The 18310-nt window shown below is 60.8% G+C and carries 17 protein-coding genes, 1 other RNA gene and 1 pseudogene; 10 read left to right on the top strand and 9 right to left on the bottom strand.

Features of this window, described 5'->3' with window-relative positions:
* Positions 1 to 43: 43 nt before the first annotated feature.
* The 3 genes from DXB98_RS06920 to rpsA form a co-directional block, all read right to left on the bottom strand.
* Positions 44 to 682, bottom strand: a complete 639-nt coding sequence (locus DXB98_RS06920; protein WP_199407141.1) for a YigZ family protein — start codon at positions 680 to 682, stop codon at positions 44 to 46.
* 78 nt (positions 683 to 760) lie between these two features.
* An RNA gene (gene rnpB / locus DXB98_RS06915) (RNase P RNA component class A) lies at positions 761 to 1122 on the bottom strand.
* 343 nt (positions 1123 to 1465) lie between these two features.
* Complete coding sequence (gene rpsA, locus DXB98_RS06910) at positions 1466 to 2632, bottom strand: 30S ribosomal protein S1 (protein ID WP_022095232.1); 1167 nt, start codon at positions 2630 to 2632, stop codon at positions 1466 to 1468.
* Positions 2633 to 2947: 315 nt separating this feature from the next.
* Between rpsA and DXB98_RS06905 the strand changes: the two genes are divergently transcribed.
* Entirely contained in the window at positions 2948 to 3706 is a 759-nt protein-coding gene (locus tag DXB98_RS06905) for an HAD family hydrolase (protein WP_117743606.1), read from the top strand.
* 87 nt (positions 3707 to 3793) lie between these two features.
* Here DXB98_RS06905 and DXB98_RS06900 read toward each other — a convergent pair whose 3' ends face one another.
* Positions 3794 to 4183, bottom strand: coding sequence for a hypothetical protein (locus tag DXB98_RS06900; RefSeq protein ID WP_233505116.1), 390 nt, complete (start codon positions 4181 to 4183; stop codon positions 3794 to 3796).
* Positions 4184 to 4481: 298 nt separating this feature from the next.
* On the opposite strand from DXB98_RS06900, the gene trpS reads away from it, so the two are divergent.
* The 3 genes from trpS (at position 4482) to DXB98_RS06885 (ending at position 7088) form a co-directional block, all read left to right on the top strand.
* Complete coding sequence (gene trpS / locus DXB98_RS06895; RefSeq protein WP_117743604.1) at positions 4482 to 5531, top strand: tryptophan--tRNA ligase; 1050 nt, start codon at positions 4482 to 4484, stop codon at positions 5529 to 5531.
* Positions 5532 to 5667: 136 nt separating this feature from the next.
* A complete protein-coding gene (locus DXB98_RS06890; protein ID WP_233505115.1) occupies positions 5668 to 6498 on the top strand; it encodes an HAD-IIB family hydrolase in 831 nt (276 codons plus the stop codon).
* Positions 6499 to 6755: 257 nt separating this feature from the next.
* The gene (locus DXB98_RS06885) at positions 6756 to 7088 is read left to right on the top strand and encodes an MGMT family protein (RefSeq protein WP_117743637.1); all 333 of its coding nucleotides are present in this window, start codon (positions 6756 to 6758) and stop codon (positions 7086 to 7088) included.
* A 54-nt stretch (positions 7089 to 7142) separates the two neighbouring features.
* Here the strand turns inward: DXB98_RS06885 and DXB98_RS06880 are convergent, their stop codons facing one another.
* Both DXB98_RS06880 and DXB98_RS06875 read right to left on the bottom strand, forming a co-directional pair.
* On the bottom strand, positions 7143 to 8237 hold the full coding sequence (locus DXB98_RS06880; RefSeq protein WP_117743602.1) for a hypothetical protein: 1095 nt from the start codon (positions 8235 to 8237) through the stop codon (positions 7143 to 7145).
* A 257-nt stretch (positions 8238 to 8494) separates the two neighbouring features.
* Positions 8495 to 9745, bottom strand: a complete 1251-nt coding sequence (locus DXB98_RS06875; RefSeq protein WP_117734982.1) for an MFS transporter — start codon at positions 9743 to 9745, stop codon at positions 8495 to 8497.
* Between the two features lie 394 nt (positions 9746 to 10139).
* Between DXB98_RS06875 and DXB98_RS06870 the strand changes: the two genes are divergently transcribed.
* From DXB98_RS06870 to DXB98_RS10515, 5 genes and pseudogenes are all read left to right on the top strand, one after another.
* Complete coding sequence (locus DXB98_RS06870) at positions 10140 to 11159, top strand: SPFH domain-containing protein (RefSeq protein WP_117734981.1); 1020 nt, start codon at positions 10140 to 10142, stop codon at positions 11157 to 11159.
* A gap of 64 nt (positions 11160 to 11223) precedes the next feature.
* Positions 11224 to 11415 carry an Arc family DNA binding domain-containing protein gene (locus tag DXB98_RS06865; protein WP_117743601.1) on the top strand — a complete coding sequence of 64 codons (192 nt, stop codon included), beginning with the start codon at positions 11224 to 11226 and terminating at the stop codon, positions 11413 to 11415.
* A gap of 343 nt (positions 11416 to 11758) precedes the next feature.
* Entirely contained in the window at positions 11759 to 12379 is a 621-nt protein-coding gene (locus tag DXB98_RS06860) for a helix-turn-helix domain-containing protein (RefSeq protein ID WP_117743600.1), read from the top strand.
* Between the two features lie 100 nt (positions 12380 to 12479).
* The gene (locus DXB98_RS06855) at positions 12480 to 12833 is read left to right on the top strand and encodes a hypothetical protein (protein ID WP_117743599.1); all 354 of its coding nucleotides are present in this window, start codon (positions 12480 to 12482) and stop codon (positions 12831 to 12833) included.
* A gap of 196 nt (positions 12834 to 13029) precedes the next feature.
* A pseudogene (locus tag DXB98_RS10515) lies at positions 13030 to 13152 on the top strand (helix-turn-helix transcriptional regulator); the annotation flags it as partial.
* Positions 13153 to 13566: 414 nt separating this feature from the next.
* Here the strand turns inward: DXB98_RS10515 and DXB98_RS06845 are convergent.
* Entirely contained in the window at positions 13567 to 14880 is a 1314-nt protein-coding gene (locus tag DXB98_RS06845; RefSeq protein ID WP_117743598.1) for a serine dehydratase subunit alpha family protein, read from the bottom strand.
* A gap of 267 nt (positions 14881 to 15147) precedes the next feature.
* On the opposite strand from DXB98_RS06845, the gene rpiB reads away from it, so the two are divergent.
* The gene (gene rpiB, locus DXB98_RS06840) at positions 15148 to 15615 is read left to right on the top strand and encodes a ribose 5-phosphate isomerase B (protein WP_055251633.1); all 468 of its coding nucleotides are present in this window, start codon (positions 15148 to 15150) and stop codon (positions 15613 to 15615) included.
* 233 nt (positions 15616 to 15848) lie between these two features.
* On the opposite strand, the gene ndk is transcribed toward rpiB, so the two are convergent.
* Complete coding sequence (gene ndk, locus DXB98_RS06835) at positions 15849 to 16253, bottom strand: nucleoside-diphosphate kinase (RefSeq protein WP_055251725.1); 405 nt, start codon at positions 16251 to 16253, stop codon at positions 15849 to 15851.
* A gap of 378 nt (positions 16254 to 16631) precedes the next feature.
* Entirely contained in the window at positions 16632 to 18062 is a 1431-nt protein-coding gene (argH, locus tag DXB98_RS06830; protein ID WP_117743597.1) for an argininosuccinate lyase, read from the bottom strand.
* Positions 18063 to 18310 lie beyond the last annotated feature (248 nt).

Genomic DNA, 18310 nt, shown 5'->3' with positions numbered 1-18310 from the left:
CGGCACGCTTGGGATCCATCCAAAAGCACGCCGGCCGTCGCCGTTAGAACTCAGCAAATTCGGGAGCGCCGACCTCGATCTCCTCGCGACCGGCCATAAGCTCGCGCATCTTGGCGCAAAACGACTCCTGCTCCCCCGCCTTAAACACCAAATGAATCGTCACGGCATCCGCGTAATCGGTATCCGAAACCTTGGCACCCGAATCCTGCGCCAAGCGAAGCACCTGCTCATACTGCGGATAGGCCACACGCACGTCAACAGGCACGACGCTCGTCATCTCGACGATCTGCCCGGACTCCTGAGCCGCCGCCACCGCCGCCTGCGTCGCCGCGGTATAGGCGCGCACCAAGCCACCAGGCCCCAGCAGCGTGCCACCAAAATAGCGCGTTACCACGCAGCAAACATTTTTGAGCCCAGCACCGCGAAGCACCTCGAGCGTCGGCATGCCGCTGGTTCGACTCGGTTCACCGTCGTCGCTCTGACGCTCGCGTCCATCGACCAAAATCCAAGCGGGAACATTGTGTCGAGCATCGTAATGACGCTTGCGGACCATCTCGATAAAGGTATTCGCCTCATCCTCAGACTCAATATGGACCAGCTGGGCAATAAACCGGCTCTTGCGGTCCACAAACTCACCCGAAGCCTCAATATTCGATTGCAGAGTAAAATAGCTGTCCAACAAAGCCCCTCAACAACAAGCAAAGCAACAAACAGCCTCAATAATACGGCAAAGACCGTACCGATTGTCAGGGTAACAAAAATGCCAAGTGGGCCTGTAAGCCGGGTTCTGTCGTGAACGGTCATTTATCTTGCCTGCACGTTACCGTGCAGCTCCACGCACGCTACCCGAACGCGGACCGGGCCGGCCCATAGCGTTCCTATTCGCGCTTGCTCCGGATGGGGCTTGCCAAGCCGCCGTGTTGCCACGACGCTGGTGGTCTCTTACACCACCGTTTCAGCTTTTCCCTTTACGCCTTGCGGCGCAGGTGGGAGTCTTCTTTTCTGCGGCGCTTTCCGTCGGATCACTCCGCCCGGCCGTTAGCCGGCATCCCGCCCTCTGGAGCCCGGACTTTCCTCACGCGTGCTGCAAGCAGCACATCGCGCGACCGTCTGGCCCACTCAGCAGTGCAAGAGTGTAGCACACCGTCAGCATAGGCAGCGGCACAACACAAGCGCTCGACACGATAAACCAAGAACCATGTCATGCAGTACAATAGGAACGCCGATGGGCAACGTCGTCAGTCGAGACGCGACCGCGCTCCGCACCCCTCCGTCTACTCGGTGCGTTCCCGCCTCCTCCCCGAGGCGGGATGTCGGCAATTTTTCATGCACCGACAACCCAATAGCAAACGAACAGCCCAAGCAGCGTTACGCGCAGGCACTACCGAACATCTCGGCAGTAAATGCAAAAAGGGACCCGTCCATTACGGACGGATCCCTTAAAACAAGTGATCGTCAAACCGATTTACTCGGCGTCGGTCTCCTCGTCCTTCTTCTCGGAAGGCAGCGGGGTAACCTCGATCTCGACGCCCAGAGTCTCAGCAGCGGACTTCATGGACAGGGAGATACGACGACGGTCGAGGTCGATCTCCATGACCTTGACCTGAACCTTGTCGCCCACGTGGGTGACCTGAGAAGGCTGATCGACGTGCTTGTTGGCCATCTCGGAGATGTGCACCAGGCCCTCGATGCCCTCGCCCAGGTCGACGAAAGCGCCAAACGGGACAAGCTTGGTCACCGTGCCCTCGACGATAGCGCCGACGGGGTACTTCTTGACCAGTGCGCGCCACGGATCCTCGGTGGTCTGCTTGAGACCCAGGGAGATGCGCTCGCGGTTGAGATCGACGTCGAGAACCTCGACCTCGACCTCCTGGCCGACCTTGACAACCTCGGAAGGATGGTTGACGTGGTTCCAAGAGAGCTCGGAGATGTGGATGAGGCCGTCGATACCGCCGAGGTCGACGAAGGCGCCGAAGTCGACGATGGAGGAAACGGTGCCCTGGAGACGCATGCCAGACTTGAGCTTGGACAGGATCTCGGAGCGCTCGGCCTTACGGGACTCCTCGAGCACGACGCGACGGGAGAGGACGACGTTGTTGCGGTTGCGGTCCATCTCGATGACGCGGGCCTCGATGCGGGTGCCCATGTAAGAGGTGAGGTCCTTGACGCGACGGAGGTCGACGAGGGAAGCGGGCAGGAAGCCGCGCAGGCCGATGTCGAGGATCAGGCCGCCCTTGACAACCTCGATAACCTCGCCCTCGACGTTCTCGCCGGAGTTGAACTTCTCCTCGATGCGGTTCCAAGCACGCTCGTACTCGGCACGCTTCTTGGACAGGACCAGACGACCGTCCTTGTCCTCCTTCTGGAGAACCAGGGCCTCGATGGGATCACCGAGTGCAACGATGTCTGCAGGGTTAGCGTCCTTGCGGATGGACAGCTCGCGGACCGGGATAACGCCCTCGGACTTGAATCCGATGTCAACGAGCACCTCGTCATGCTCGATCTTAACGACAGTGCCGTTAACGAGATCGCCCTCATCAAAGTCGGTAATCGTACCGTCGATGAGGTTGTTCATCTCCTCCTCGTTGACATCGTCAAGAGAGAAAATGGACGAGTTCTGAATCTCACTCAAAGGTGGACCCCTTTCGAACTACGGGGCCCCGATTGCTAGGACCTACAGATGGGTGCGACAAGCACACAACGTTTAGGAACACTCGGGAGCCGACAGATACTGATGTGACGCTTATGCAATCACGTCTGTATAGATTACGGGGAAATCGCTTCGATTTCAAGCGTGAACTGCGATTTTTTACTCGTATGGAGACTTTTTCGCAATCTTGTGAACGACTGTCTCCACAAGTTGACGATGAGCAGCTAGGCACACTGCTTTGGGGTAAAGTATCCCAGACATACGATTCTGGAACGATTTTTCGAGAAAGGTGCCCGCGTGCTCAAAGCAGTCGTTTTCGATATGGACGAGACGCTTCTTAGCATCAACCTCAATGCGTTCATCCTTCGTTATTTTAAGGATGTCTCGTCGATGCTCGCGGATATCGGACGTCGCAGCCGCGGGGGCACGATGGCACGCCTCGGCACCATCCTGGTCGACCTCAACGCCAATCGCCGCAGCAGCACGGACAATCGCACCAATCTTGAGTTCTACCAGGAAGAGGTTGAGCGCCGGTGTGGCATCTGCCTCTCCGACCCCCTCATCTACGAGGCGTTTACCTACTACGACCGCGAAGTTCTTCCATATAAGAATGACGACGCCATCAACGCAAAAGCCATGCCGGGTGCGCACGCCGCGCTTCAAGCCGTACAGGACGCAGGGCTGCGCTGCGCGCTCTTCACCAACCCCAGCTTTCCTCAAGGCGCCATCGAGTGCCGCATGGGCTGGGGCGAGCTGACAGACGCGCCCTTCGAGCTCGTAACGCACATGGGCAACGCTACGCGCTGCAAGCCCGATGCCACATATTATCTAGAGCAGCTGCAGGTCATGGGGCTCGAGCCACATGAGGTTCTCATGGTGGGCAACGACCCCAAGCGCGATTTCCCCAGCCCCGCCTGCGGCATTCAAACCGCCTATGTGGGCCAAGGAAAGCCCGGCCGAGCCACCTGGCGCGGAACTATGGAAGACTTCGCCCGCGACTTTAACGCCGTAGTAGAAGCCTTCTACGAGCACCAAATAGCCGACGAACTAAGCTAGTCCCCAAATCCGGAATGGGGCGCACGTTTGCCCCACGCTTCGTTACGTGGGCAACGGCTTGAGGGCAAGATGCGATGCCCCAGTGTCCTAGGCCGTGATCATTTTGACGCGTTCGCCGATTTTGGCGTCGCGCCTGTCGGAAATAACAGTAAAGCCCTCCAGGTCGCACACCTTTACATTTGAAAACACGTGGAACTTGGAGCTATCGGCGAGTACGTAACTCGCCTGGGAATTTTGCATCACGATACGTTTTTTGATAGCCTCGGGATAACCTGGCGTCATGATGCCGCGGTCCTCGTCCACCGCGTTGACACCTATAAACGCCCGGTCAAAGTACAGCTCGCGCAGCGCGCTCTCAACCATAAGACCGGTGAGCGAGCAGGTAACGGGGTTGAAGTCGCCGCCAATTACCACCACCTTAGCAGCAAGCTCGCCCGTAAACCGACATGCATAGCCGTTGGTGGTGTAGATAGTCACCGGCTTGTCGACGAGCAGGCTCAGGAGCGCCGTCGCGGTGGTACCGGAGTCGACAGCGAGATGAGATCGTCACGCCCGAAGACCCCGCTTTCGCCGCCGAGGAGCGCGCGGCGCACGTGGCCCATGAGGAGCGGCTCGAGCATATCGAGGGGCTCCTTCCCAAGAAGGGAAACGACCCTGCGGGACAACACGGCGAAAACATTCGTTGATTCCGGCAAGAGACGCCGTTTCTCTGGTAGCTTCATCTTCAACCAAGACCGACAATGCCGGCCAGGCACTCAACCCAAAAGGAGACAGCATGCCCAACGAGCTCAGCTATGAGGTCAGCCTCGAGCGCAGCAACCAGATCCGCGCCGACCTGCCGCAGCACCCCGAGAAGTACACCATGCTCACCGGCGACCGCCCCACCGGCCGCCTGCACCTGGGCCACTACTTCGGTACCCTCAAGGGCCGTGTCGAGCTGCAGGACATGGGCGTGCACACCAACGTGCTCATCGCCGACTACCAGGTCATCACCGACCGCGACAGCACCGACAACATCCAGGACAACGTCTACAACATGGTCATCGACTACCTGGCCTGCGGCCTGGACCCCGACAAGACGATGATCTACACGCACTCCGCCGTGCCCGCGGCAAACCAGCTCATGCTGCCGTTCTTGTCGCTCGTCTCCGAGGCCCTGCTGCAGCGCAACCCCACCGTCAAGGCCGAGATGGAGGCCAGCGGCCATGAGCTCACCGGCCTTTTGCTCACCTACCCCGTGCACCAGGCGTGCGACATCTTGTTCTGCAAGGGCAACGTGGTGCCGGTCGGGCGCGACCAGCTGCCGCACATCGAGCTCACCCGCACCATCGCCCGCCGCTTTAACAACCGCTACTGCAAGGTGTTCCCCGAGGTCGACGCGCTGCTGTCCGACACGCCGCTGCTGCCCGGCTTGGATGGTCGAAAGATGAGCAAGAGCTACGGCAACGCCATCAATATTTCGATGACCGCCGAGGAGACGGCCAAGTGCATCAAGAAGAGCCAGACCGACGGCGAGCGTATGATCACGTTCGATCCCGAGGCGCGCCCTGGCGTATCCGGCCTGCTCTCCACCGCCGCGATCTGCACCGGCCGCTCCGAGGTCGAGATCGCCGAAGAGATCGGCATGGGCGGCTCCGGCCAGCTCAAGAAGTACGTCACCGAAAGCGTGAACGAGCACTTCGCCCCCATCCGCGCGCGCCGCGAGGAGCTCGTGCAGGATATGGACTACGTCAAGGACGTCCTGCACGAGGGCAACCGCCGCGCTAACGAGGTCGCCGAGGCCACGCTCGCCGAGGTGCGCGAGGCCATGGGCATGGTGTACTAAGCCATCCGGCTCGCGGAAACGCGCCGCGACACGCGAATGGGCCATCTTCACGTGTCCACGCCTTCGACATAGCCAAGGTCTTACGAGGTGGGCGATAATAAGCCCGCCTCGTTTTTTACGTTGTATGGGGGATTGCATGTACCGACTTGTTGCCAGCGATATGGATGAGACGTTTCTCGATGCCGACCACGCCATCCCGGCGTCCAATCTCCGAGCACTCAAACGCATGAGGGAGCTCGGTGTGCTGTTCGTCCCTTCGAGCGGGCGATGGTATTCCTCTATCATGGACAACTTCTCGGGGGAGGCCCGCGAGCTGATCGAAGACGGCTATGTGCTCTCCTATAACGGCGGCTTCATCAACCGCGTGGGAGACCCCACCCCGCTCACCACCTGCGGCCTTTCCAACGAATGCGCGAACGCGATCTATGCAAAGGGGCTCGAACTCGGACTCTGCATGCACGTCAACGTCGCCGACGGCCACGTGTTCGTGAATGACGCACCCACACGGGAGCGCGACTATCTGGAATCGATCACCGGGGTCACTCATTTTCGCGGATCTGACCATCCCGACCTCTCATTCCTTGAAGGCCGTGGCATCGTGAAGATCCTGTACGTCGACTGGGACTTCGATGAGCTGCAGGAATTGGGCCGCAAGCTCGCGCCGATGGCCGAGCGACTCGGCGTTGACATCACCTTCTCCTCCAAGCGCTACCTCGAACTCATGCCCGCAGGCGTTGACAAAGGGACGGGGCTCACGCGCCTTGCCGATATGCTGGGAATTCCGATGTCCGAGGTCATCGCCGTTGGTGATTCCGCAAACGACCTCTCCATGATCAAGGCGGCGGGACTGGGCGTCGGCGTGGCGAATGTCACCGACGACGTGCGGCCGTATTGCGATGTCGTCCTTGAAACGGCTGGGACTGAGGGTGCGTTCTCCGAACTCATCGAGCGATTCCTTGAACCCTAACGACCACATGTCACTGTGTCTTTCTATTTGTAACCCTTGATTAACTTATGGAGAGGCTGTGTGCTCGTCGGTCTACGACTTGGGTCTCAGAGAATTAGCTATAGTTAACTTAATGAAGGCACAGGCGAATTAAAGACCTTCGACACGAACGTTGCGCCTTCCCTCCCCTCGCGCAACACCTCTTTGGAAAGGCGCCCCGCACATGTGGGGCGCCTTTCTTGACTACAATGGCGATATCGATTGAAAGTGAGGGCGGCATGGCAGACAGGGACACCGACGGATTCTTCAACCGCGTATACGACATGGTACGCCAGGTGCCCTGCGGCATGGTTGCCACATATGGTCAGATCGCCAAGCTCGTTGGTGAGCCCCGTCGAGCCCGATACGTGGGATACGCCCTGCACGTCAATCCGGAACCCGGCACCATCCCCTGTCATCGCATCGTATTCGCCGACGGACGCCTCGCGGAGGGGTTCGCCTTCGGTGGGCCCGAGGCGCAGCGCACACTGCTCGAGGACGAAGGCGTTGCCTTCCTCGCCAACGGACATGTCGACCTGCAGGCCTCTCGCTGGCCAGCGGGCCTGGTATGACAAGGGGCGCCGACAGCGCCCCTTCCCGTTTTGGATCCTTGGCAGGCAACCCAATCAAACGGTCGCCTCGAGTGCGTCCCCCGCGCGGTCGAGTGTGCTTCTGACCTTGGCACTCTGTTTGAACCACGTGCGCAGGTCCTCGAGCGTGCTGCCCGCTGCATACACCTTGATTTTGCGACCACCCCTCGTGGTCACCGTGCAGCGGTCGCCGCTCTCGCTGTTCTCGTGCGCCGTGATCTTCTTGAGGTAATCGCGGCGAAACGCCACGACGCGGGCGTTGCTGATCTCGATGAACCAATCGTCATCGACAAGCGAAGTACCCGTGGCACCTCGGCTTGCCATCTCCTCGGAGAAGGAGAAACCGAGCGCGCGCTCCTGCCTGCCGATCTCGAGGATGCCGCGGGCCGGCATGCCGAGCATGAGCAGGGGCAGGAACCCCCCTATGAACAGGAACAGGAACGGGATGAGCACGAGCAGGCGCGCACCCTCGTCGGTGAAGACCGCCATGAAGGCGAGGACGAGCGAGAAGACGAGGGCCATGCCGTTGAAAACAATCGTCAACGGCTTGATGGCAGACCAACACAGGCCCGCCTTGGTCATGGGACCGTCGACGGCGTCCGAGACTTCGATGCCCTCTTCCTCCAGACGGGCGAGGAGGTTGAGCGAGCACACCCCCTCGAGGCTTATCGAGCAGAACTTCCGGTCGCCCTCGAACAGGTCGATCCTCATCATCTGCGCGTGAAGCGTTGCACGGGTGATGTTGCCAAACGTCGTCTCCTTGCGGATGCCGAAGGCGTTACGCGAGAGAATGCGCCCACCGTCCACGTCGATACGCGGGATGCTCAGCAAGGCCCAGATAGCCATACCCGCGAGCGCCATGGCATGACCGAACCACACAAGTTCGTGGTCCCACTCGCCCAGCGAGACGCCCTGCCAGACGTAGACACCCAGCATGAGCAGTTCGAACGCGACGGCGCAGCAGGCGATGATCGTGCGGATGGCTGCGGGCATGCGCACCGTGAAGCAATCGAGGCTGTCCGTTGCCTCGCTGCGCTCGCGCGCGCCGCGGCGGGCGACCCATGCAGTGAGCGGGCCGACAATGAACACGGTCATACCGACGCGCAGAATGGATTCGAGCAGATTACTCATAGGGGCCACCGCCTTGGGCTCTGGAGATTAACTGCAGGAAACGCTGCCAGAACGATGGGATGCGCACAACGTAAGGAGCCGCGTATCGGCAAGCGGCGGCATCGCAATCGCCCGGCGAACAGATGATGATCGGCGCCGGGCCAGACGAATTAAACAAAAGGGTGGTCGACGACGCCCTCGCAGGCGCACCGTCGACCACCCTTCACGTCGCAGCGACCCTACGAGCCGTCCGAAACGAAACGCACTCCGCCAGAGCGCTACCCAATCTTGCGGATGCTCGGGATCGCCCAGGTGATGCCTGCTAGGATCACCATTGCAGCACCGATGAGCACGAAACACGCGCTTACGCCGATGGCGTCCGCGAACAAGGTCGATGCGACGAGCCCCACGGGCATGGCCCAGCTGCAGACCGCTCCGTACAGGCCGAAGACGCGGCCCATGCACTCGGGATCGACGCGCTCCTGCATGAGCGCCATCTGCGGCGCGCTGTACAGCGGACTCGAGACCCCCATCGCGAACGTAAGCCCCAGAAACACAACGAGCGCGGAAGGGGGCACGAGGCCGCCCGCGAGCGTGCCCGCTCCGAAGAGGCCGATGGCCAGCGTGCACGAAAGCGCGCGGTTCTTAAGGCCACCCGTCGCCCCGATCCAGCCGCTCGCCGCGATCATGCCGACCGAGAACGCGATCTCCGCGATAGCCGACTGCGTAGTGGTACCCCCAAAATGGTCGAACACCATGAGCGGGAACAGCGCGGATATGGGCGAGAACAGGACCGAGAAGGCGAAGCCGATCCAGAGCATGGCGAACAGACCGTGATGGCGTTTGAGCTCGCGGTACCCGTTGGCCGTCTCCAATAGGAAGGCCCGCACCGCGTGGTGCGACGCCTCGGCGTTCTCCTCGGGCGTATGGCGCTCGGGCGCCGGCGTCTTGATGCCGGAGGTCGCCACCGCGATGCTCGCGAGCACCGCGCCGGCGACATCGAGCGCGATCATGAAGGTCAGACCAAACGCCGGGTAGACCACCGCGGCGATGGCGTTGCCGATGATATAGCTACCCGACTGCATGAACTGCAGCATGCCCGCCAGCTTGCCGAGCACCTCGGGCGGGGCGATGAGCGGTGTGAGCGCGTTGAAGGCGGGCGTATGGAGCGTGCTGCCCAGCGCACGGACGAACAGCACCGCCGCCACAACGGCGACAGAGAGGTCGCCCCGAAGCGAGCCGAAGACAAGCGTGAGGCTCACGGCCGCGATGAAGAGATCGGCGCCGATCATGAGACGCTTGATGGACGTGCGGTCCACGATGGTGCCCGCGAAGGCGCCGAGGAGCGCCATGGGCAAGAAGGCCGCCAGGCTCACGAACGACAGGGCGCTCGCGGAGCCGGTGGTGAGGGTGACGTGCCAGATGAGACCCATCTGCAGAATGGAGCTCGTGAGCACGGAGAAGAACTCGCCGATCCAGACGATGGCGAGCGAGCGCTTCCAAGAAGCGCAGGGATTCGGTTGTGTCATGGAATAATCCTTTGATGCGATCGGTGGTATGCAGCGAAGTACCGGTCGCTCACGCGACCGTGGCTAGAGCCAAATCCTCATGGAAGCAAGCATGGTGCAGCTCCCCTTTCCAAATCTCGAGGTAAACCTTCAGCCGTGAGTGGGGCTATTATAGGGACTTGCGAGCCAAGATGCAACAGGAAGACCTCTACGGAGCGTAGATGCCGGGCGCCCCGAACCACTTATGCCATGAGAGACGGCATCCGATTCTCCTTGACTTGGTCTCAATGTGATATCACAATGCAATCAGCAGTCGCACGGACTGCTCGGGGACTCGCCTCCTCCCCATCGCAATCTGGAGCGCGGCGCCGGGGACGTCACGCAAACGCCGGCGCAGTCGTGAAAGGAACTCACAATGAGCGTGGAAAAGCAACTCAAGGCCAAGTCGGGCTACGGCATGCTCGTCGCCGTGGCGGTGGCGCTCATCGCCATCATCGGCCTCTTTATCTGGAGCACCATCGGGCTCGCGAGCACGCCCGACGGCGTCGACGCGCCCGCAGTCTACGGATGGGGGCTCGGCCTCAGCATCCTCGCGTTTTGCCTGTGGTTCATCCCACTCAACGGATTCTTCTCGCTGCAGCCCGGCCAGGCGCGCGTGTGCATCCTGTTCGGCAAGTACGTGGGCACCGTCCGCGACGAGGGCTTCTTCTGGGCCAACCCGTTCTTTAGCAAGAGCATGGGCGGATCGGCCGGGATCGGCGAGATGATCGAGCTCGAGATGAGCGATTCCAAGGCCGCCAAGGCCGCGGCGCAGAAGGCCGCCAAGGGCAACCCCACCACCATCTCCACCCGCGTGCGCACCCTGAATGGCGAGCGCCTGAAGGTCAACGACAAAATGGGCAACCCCATCGAGATCGCAACCGTCGTGGTGTGGCACGTCGCCGATACCGCCAAGGCGCTCTTCGACGTCGACGACTACCAGAGCTATGTCGCCATGCAGGCCGAGACGGCGCTGCGCCACGTGGCGAGCGTGTACGCCTACGACCACCTGGAGGACGAGTCCGATGCCGCCGGCGCCATCACGCTGCGCGCCAATGTGGAAGAGGTCTCCGAAGCCCTGCGCCGCGAGCTCGCGATGCGCCTGGCGCCCGCCGGCGTCGAGGTCGACGATGCACGTCTCACGCACCTCGCCTACTCCCCCGAGATCGCCCAGGCGATGCTGCGCCGCCAGCAGGCCGAGGCCGTCATCGCCGCACGCAAGAAGATCGTCGAGGGCGCGGTCTCCATGGTCGACATGGCCGTGAAGGAGATGGCTGCCGGCGGCACCATCGAGCTCGACGACGAGCGCAAGGCGCAGATGGCCAGCAACCTCATGGTGGTGCTCTGCGGTGAATCCGAGGCGCACCCGGTGCTCAACGCAGGCTCGCTGTACTAACCCCAACACCAATGAGTAATTTGGGGACGGGTGCAAAATTGCACATTCGACAAGAAGGCACGTCATGGCACGCAAGCAGTATCCACTCCGTATAGACCCCGCTATCTGGGAGGCCGTCCAACGCTGGGCGGACGATGAGATGCGCAGCGCCAACGGTCAGGTGGAATGGATCTTGCGAGACGCCCTCAAACGCGCGGGAAGGCTGCCGAAGAAAGAGCCCTCATCCAAGGACGCGCCCAAAGGCGAGGAGGGCTAAGCTGGGAAGACAGGGCTCGGCCGCTGCCGACGTCGGGACAAAGCCGCGCCCCGCGCCGCGGTCGAGGCAGAGCTGAGCCCCGCCGCTCCAAAGTCGAGCCGAGCGGTGGGGCCAACACCAACCCAAAGCAAGCTCGCCCCCTCTATACGCACCAACCGGTCCCCGGAGGCATCCGCCTTTGGGGACCGTTCTTTTCCCAGCTAGATGTCGTATATAAAGCCTTTTGACAGCTCGATTTTGCCCCGTGGGGGTCAAATATAAAGACCTTTGATGGTACGATGCTCGCGTCAATGACATGGTGGCTCTCGACAGGGGTCACCCCGACCCTCTAGGGAGCAAACGCATGGAGCTGGGCTCGCACATCAAGGAGCATCGCACGGAGCTCGGACTGTCCCAAGACGATCTGGCGGAGCGCATCTACGTGTCGCGCCAGACCATCAGCAACTGGGAGTGCGGCCGTACGTATCCGGATGTCCAGAGCCTGCTGCTGCTTTCCAACGTGTTCGGGGTGACCGTGGACTCCCTCATCAAAGGAGATGTGGAAACCATGGCACAGGTAATGAACGAAGCGGTCAAGAAGTACAACGCCCTCTCCACAATCACGGTCGTGAGCGCGGTCGTGTTTTTGGTGCTGAGCGCGTGGGCGGCGTTCCAGTTCGAATGGGGCTGGGGCATGCACATCGCGCCCACCGCGGCGTTTGCCGCCGTGGCGCTCGTCGTGATGCTCGTGGCGTTCGTGTATATGGAACGCATGAAGAAGCAGCACGACCTCGTCACGTACCGCGAGGTGTTGGCGTTTAGCCGCGGCGAGCAGGTCGATCGCGACACGCTCGAGGGGCGCCGTGAGCGCGAGATGAACCCTTGGGTGAAGGGGACCCGCAACGCGGTGCAGATCGTCCTCGGCGCGATCGCCGGCGGCCTCGTGGGTGTTGGCATCGGCATGCTCGCCAAGATGTTGAGTTAAAAGCGCGGGTACGCACCCGTTCCCCGAAATGGTATCCCCCTTTGCCCCCATTCTGAAGATGTATGCCAGAATGGGGGCGATTCCCGTTAGGAGGTGCCCCATGAACGTCACCGTACGCGCGTCCCTCATCGCATTGATCGCAATCGTTGGCGCCTGCTGGGCAATCCCCGTCCTCCTGGTGAGCATCGTCCCATCCGATGCCGGCATGATCGCCATGATGACGCTGATCTACCTCGTGCTCCCCGTAACTGCGATCGCCCTCGGCCTGCTCGCCGCGAACTCCGCGAGGACGCTCTTCTGGATACCCGCGGCGCTCGGAATCGGATCCGCGCTCCTGTTTCCCCTCGCGGTCGAGGGCAGCCGGGACCTTGCGTTCCATGGGGTTGCCTATACCGCAATCGGCTACGCCGCCATGGGCCTGCGCACTTGGACGATTGCTCGACAACATCGCTAAGCCATCGCCCCGCAAGCCTCCACAAGCCAAATCTCCCCGCGGCGATGGCACGCATCGCAGCAACAATCATGCAGGTAAACCCCGTGCAAAACAGTTTTTGCAGCGCCCGGCAAGCCTTGCCGCATATGATGTACAACAGATTCGATAGCGCACCCGGCGTGTTCGCGGGACGCTCCTTCACGACCGGGAGGTGACAATGGACATCAGCAACCAGATCAAGACGAGGCGCGAGGCGATGGGGCTCTCCCAAGAACAGCTCGCCGAGAAACTCTACGTGTCGCGTCAGACGATCTCGAACTGGGAGCGGGACAAGACGTATCCGGACGTCCAGAGCCTGCTCATGCTGAGCATCCTATTCGACACCTCCATAGACACGCTCGTGAAGGGAGACGTGACCGTTATGGAAGAGGCAGTCGAAAGAGATCGCAAGCGCATGGGAACGCGGATGCTATGGCTGGCCGTGCTGATGCTTGCGTTGCTGGCGGTGGCGTTCGCGCTGATACTGTCGCCGGCGTTTAACTGGATGGAAGGCACCTGGGGCGCCGGCGTCGCCGCGGCTGCGACGTTCCTGCCGGCGATAGCGGCGCTTGTTGTCGCAACCGTCCTCGAGCGCATCAAGCGCGAGAACGACCTGGTGACATACCGCGAGATCCTCGCTGTCCGCAATGCAGACAGGTGCTTTACAGCCACAAGCGCGATAGTTTCAACAACAAGATGCAGTGCCCCAGAGCCCCTAGCAGTCGACGATGGTCTTGCCGATCATGATGTTGAGGATCTCGACGTCGGTATCCTTCATGCCAACGCGGCCCACATAGCCCATGCTGGCGATCGTCTCTTCCACCGTATCCTGAATCAGGCCCTCGCCGGCACGGAAGCCGCGGCCCTGCATGGCCATATCGTGGCCCAGAATCGCCGCATCAACGGCAGCGGAAATCTTAGCGGCGCAGCTTGCCTTGGCGCCATCGCACACGATGCCGCCCACGTTACCGAGCGTATTGGAGACCGTCGCGCCGATCTGCTCGCGCGTGCCACCGCACAGCCAGGTAATCGCCGCGCCGGCACCGCACGCAGCGCAAATAGCACCGCAAAACGCCGAGAGCGCACCAATATAGCTCTTGATATGCACGGCAATAAGATCAGACAGCATCACGGCGCGCACCAGGCGCTCGTGGTCGCAGCGCAGGTAATCGGCATATTCCATAACGGGCAACGCACAGGTAATACCCTGGTTGCCCGAGCCGCACACAATGGCGACCGGTAGCGCACAGCCGTTCATACGGGCGTCAGACCCGGCGGCCGCACGCGCACGCGCACGGCAGGCGACATCGTCGGCGCGAGCGCCCAGCAGCGTACGGCCCACCTCGGCGCCCCAAGCGTTCACCAAGCCCTCGGCGCTAATAGCGCCGTTCAGCTCAATCTGACGCTCAACGGCAGCGCGGGCGCCCTCGATGTCGCCGTCCTCGATAAAGTCAATGATAGACTCAATCGACATGGGCGTATCGGCGGCACGCTCGGCCACGACGCGCTCGGCGCAGGCGGCACACTCCCCCGCCGACTTGCCACACATCGGAATGCCATCGAGTGTATGGCACGTAACATTGGTGTGATGGTCGGTGATCTCGACGACCGCAGTATGACCTCCGGCCGTGGCAGTCACCTTAATGTAGAGGTTGGGCACACCCTCGACAAGCGACACATCGCAGTAGTCGGCATCGGAGAGCAGCTCGGTCACGCGAGCACGGTCTGCATCGCCAACACTCTCGAGCACCTCGAGCGCGCTCTTGGCGTCACCGCCCACGGCACCCAGCACGGCCGCGGCCTCAATACCGTGCATACCGCCCGAGTTGGGCACGGTCACGCTCTTTACGTTCTTGATGATGTTGCCTGAGCAGGCAACATCCATATGTTCGGGTTCGCAACCGAGCGTCTGGCTCGCCAGCGCCGCCGCATAGGCAACGGCAATGGGCTCGGTGCAGCCGAGCGCACAGACAAGCTCGCGGTTCAAAACATCACAAAACGCGGTATCACGGATGGAATCGGTAGGCATAGGTATCTCCTACATGTATAACGGGTTGCTCTCGCAAGTATCAACTTCTCCATTTGATAACAAGGCACCAAAAACCGCAAGTCGAGTTCCGGCAGACGGCCGCCAGAAGCAAATTGGCGGCATTTTTCGTGATGGGCTGATGTTCGCGTCCGCTAAAGCGTTTGACCAAAAAACGCCCGAGTGTTTAGGCAAAAGACGCGCTATCATGCAGTCGAACGCGGTAAAACCTTTAGCAATTCCGCCGCACGGACCAGAGAGGAACCACTCATGAAGATCGGTATCGGCAACGACCACGCCGCCGTCGAGCTCAAGAACATCATTTCCGAGCACCTGAAGGAGCGCGGCTGCGAGGTCGTGAACTTTGGCACCGACACCTCCGAGAGCTTTGATTACCCCATCGCCGGCTACAAGGTGGGCAAAGCCGTAGCCAACGGCGACGTCGATCTGGGCATCCTGATCTGCGGCACCGGTGTCGGGATTAGCTTGGCCGCCAACAAGGTCGAGGGCGTTCGTGCCGTCGTGTGCTCCGAGCCCTTCAGCGCCAAGCTCTCGCGCATGCACAACAACACCAACGTGCTCGCCTTTGGCGCCCGCGTCGTGGGCTCCGAGCTCGCCAAGATGATCGTCGACGAGTGGCTCGATGCCGAGTTCGAGGGCGGCCGTCACGAGCGTCGCGTCAATCTCCTCAACGAGATCGACCAGACCCGCGGCCTCAAGGTCGTCGACGAAGCTTAAAGACCTACAACGCCATACGCCAACGAAAACCCCCGTCCGGAACGCAATCCGGGCGGGGGCTCTTTATTAGATTTTTGGTGCATGCCTAGAAATCTACCTTTCGCAGTCCATGTGCGACAAAAGGTAGATTTCTAGCCATGTCCCAAAAATCTACTGGGATAAAAAGGGCGCCGCGGATGGAGTTCCGCGGCGCCTAAGCCACACGCTAACAGCTTTAAGGAGTCAAAGCTGGTTTAGCCAAAGAAGCGCTTGATCTCGATCTCGGCGTTCTCCAGGCAGTCGGAGCCGTGAATCACGTTGGCGTTGACATCGACAGCGAAGTCGCCGCGGATGGTGCCGGGGGCAGCATCAAGCGGGTTGGTAGCGCCCATAAGAGTGCGCATCTTGGAGACAGCAGAAAGACCGGAAACGACCATCTTGACGACCGGACCGCTTGTCATAAAGTCGCAGAGACCGCCAAAGAAAGGCTTGTCGGCCAGATGAGCGTAGTGCTCCTCGACGGTAGCGCGCTCGAGCGTGGTCATCTCCATGCGCTCGATGACAAGGCCGCTGCGCTCAATGCGAGCAACGATCTCGCCGATCTTGCGATCGCGCACGGCGTCGGGCTTAATCATGATGAAGGTCTTCTCGATAGCCATAAGGTAGCCTTTCAAGTAGGTTCGCGCGTGCCCAAGTCCCATTCCGGCACTCGCCTGGACTGCATCGTAACAGAGTTTTAGCTGCAGTTAAACAAAAAGATGTTTATTGAATCGCTGCAATTAATTGAAGCGTTCCATATGTGTCACTTCTGTTTCGAAGCCCGACTAGAGTACCATCCGACTGCCCATCAACCGCACCGAACCGAGCGGACGGCCGGTTGCCGCCTGTGAACGTACCCCCCTTCACAACCTGCCCAAAGGTCCTACAGAAGTTCTCGACAAGCCCCTTCCTTCTCTATAACAAAACGGGTGCCCACCGTAGCGGGCACCCGTAAAGGCAAGATATGATGAACACACCAGACAGACGCATCCAATAATCTAATTAGCTCCGTGGCCCATCTCGACGACCTTGGTCAGCGATCCAACCACGTCCTCATCGGCCACGAGCTGCGCCTCGGCACGCTGCAGCTGCACGGCAACGGCGGCAGGAGCGGTGCCGCCCTCGGTCGTGCGCGCGGCAACGATCGACGGGATGTCGAGCGCCTCGGTAATATCGCGCTCAAAAAGCGGGCTCGCCTCCTGGAACACCTCAAACGGCAGGTCCTCAAGATTGCAGCCGCGCTTCTCACACATCAGGACCAGGTGCCCCACCACAGCGTGCGCCTCGCGGAATGGCAAGCCGCGCTTAGCCAGGTAGTCGGCAACGTCGGTGGCGGCAAGGTGCCCCACGCCGCACTCGCGCGCCATGGCATCCTCGTTGACGGTCCAAGTCGAAATCATGCCGGCCATAACGGACAGGCACTGCATGAGCGTGTGAGCGGTATCGAGCGCACCCTCCTTGTCCTCCTGCAAGTCCTTGTTATAAGCAAGCGGCAGGCCCTTCATGGTTACAAGCAGCTGCACCAGGTTGCCATAGACTCGGCCACTCTTGCCGCGGATAAGCTCGGCAAAGTCGGGGTTCTTCTTCTGCGGCATGATGGACGAGCCGGTGGAATAGGAGTCGGAAAGCGTGATAAAGCCGAATTCGGAGCTCGACCACAGCACAATCTCCTCGGAAAGACGCGACAGGTGCATGGCCATGACGGAGCCGGCGTAATGCAGATCGAGCAGGAAATCACGGTCGGAAACCGCATCGAGCGAGTTGGGAATCACACCCGCAAAGCCAAGCTCGGCAGCCGTCATCTGGCGATCGAGCGGATAGCTCGTACCGGCAAGAGCGGCAGCACCCAGCGGGCAGTTGTCAGCGGCATCAAAGGCGGCCTTCAGGCGCGTAAAGTCGCGCGCGAACATCCAGGAATACGCCAGCAGATGATGCGACAGCAGCACGGGCTGAGCATGCTGCATGTGCGTGTAGCCAGGTAGAATCACTTTGTCGTACTTCTTAGCGGCATCCACCAGCACATGGCGAAGCGAAAGATTGGCCTCCATGAGCTCCTTGGCGAGCGCCTTGACGCCCAGGCGCGTATCGGTCGCAACCTGGTCGTTGCGCGAACGCCCGGTATGCAGGCGCTTACCGGCCTCGCCGATGCGGCGCGTCAGCTCGCTCTCGATGGACATATGAATGTCCTCGTCGTTGATATCGAAGGTGAAGTTACCGGCATCGATATCCTGCTCAATTCCGATCAGGCCCTCGGAGATCGCCTGCTCGTCCTCGGCAGTGATGATGCCCTGGGCGGCCAGCATCTTGGCATGTGCCTTAGAGCCGGCGATATCCTGCTTATAAAGATGTTTGTCGACCGGCAGCGACGCGCCAAACTCCTGCGTGACCTCGGCCACGCCTGCCTCAAAACGACCGCCCCAAAGAGCCATGGAACCGTCCCCTTTCTCCAAATACCAAAACAAGCGCCCAAAGCAATGCGCCATATCGCTAAAGCGATTTATCAACCGCTAGTTTTGCACATCCCCCACCGTGCGCGGGTCCATGCAGCTAATTTGCAAAGAAGTGACGCACCTGGCACTTGGCGCCCTTCGACTCCCGCCAACCGCATTGAACATAATGGATACTCCTCGAATAAATAAGGCTCTGTTAGACCAGGATTGACATTCTGCCCCGTCAT

This window comes from Collinsella sp. OM07-12 (genome assembly GCF_003438275.1).
GTDB lineage: Bacteria > Actinomycetota > Coriobacteriia > Coriobacteriales > Coriobacteriaceae > Collinsella.
Note: the sequence above shows the minus strand (reverse complement) of the source record. Positions and strands in the feature narration are given on the sequence as shown.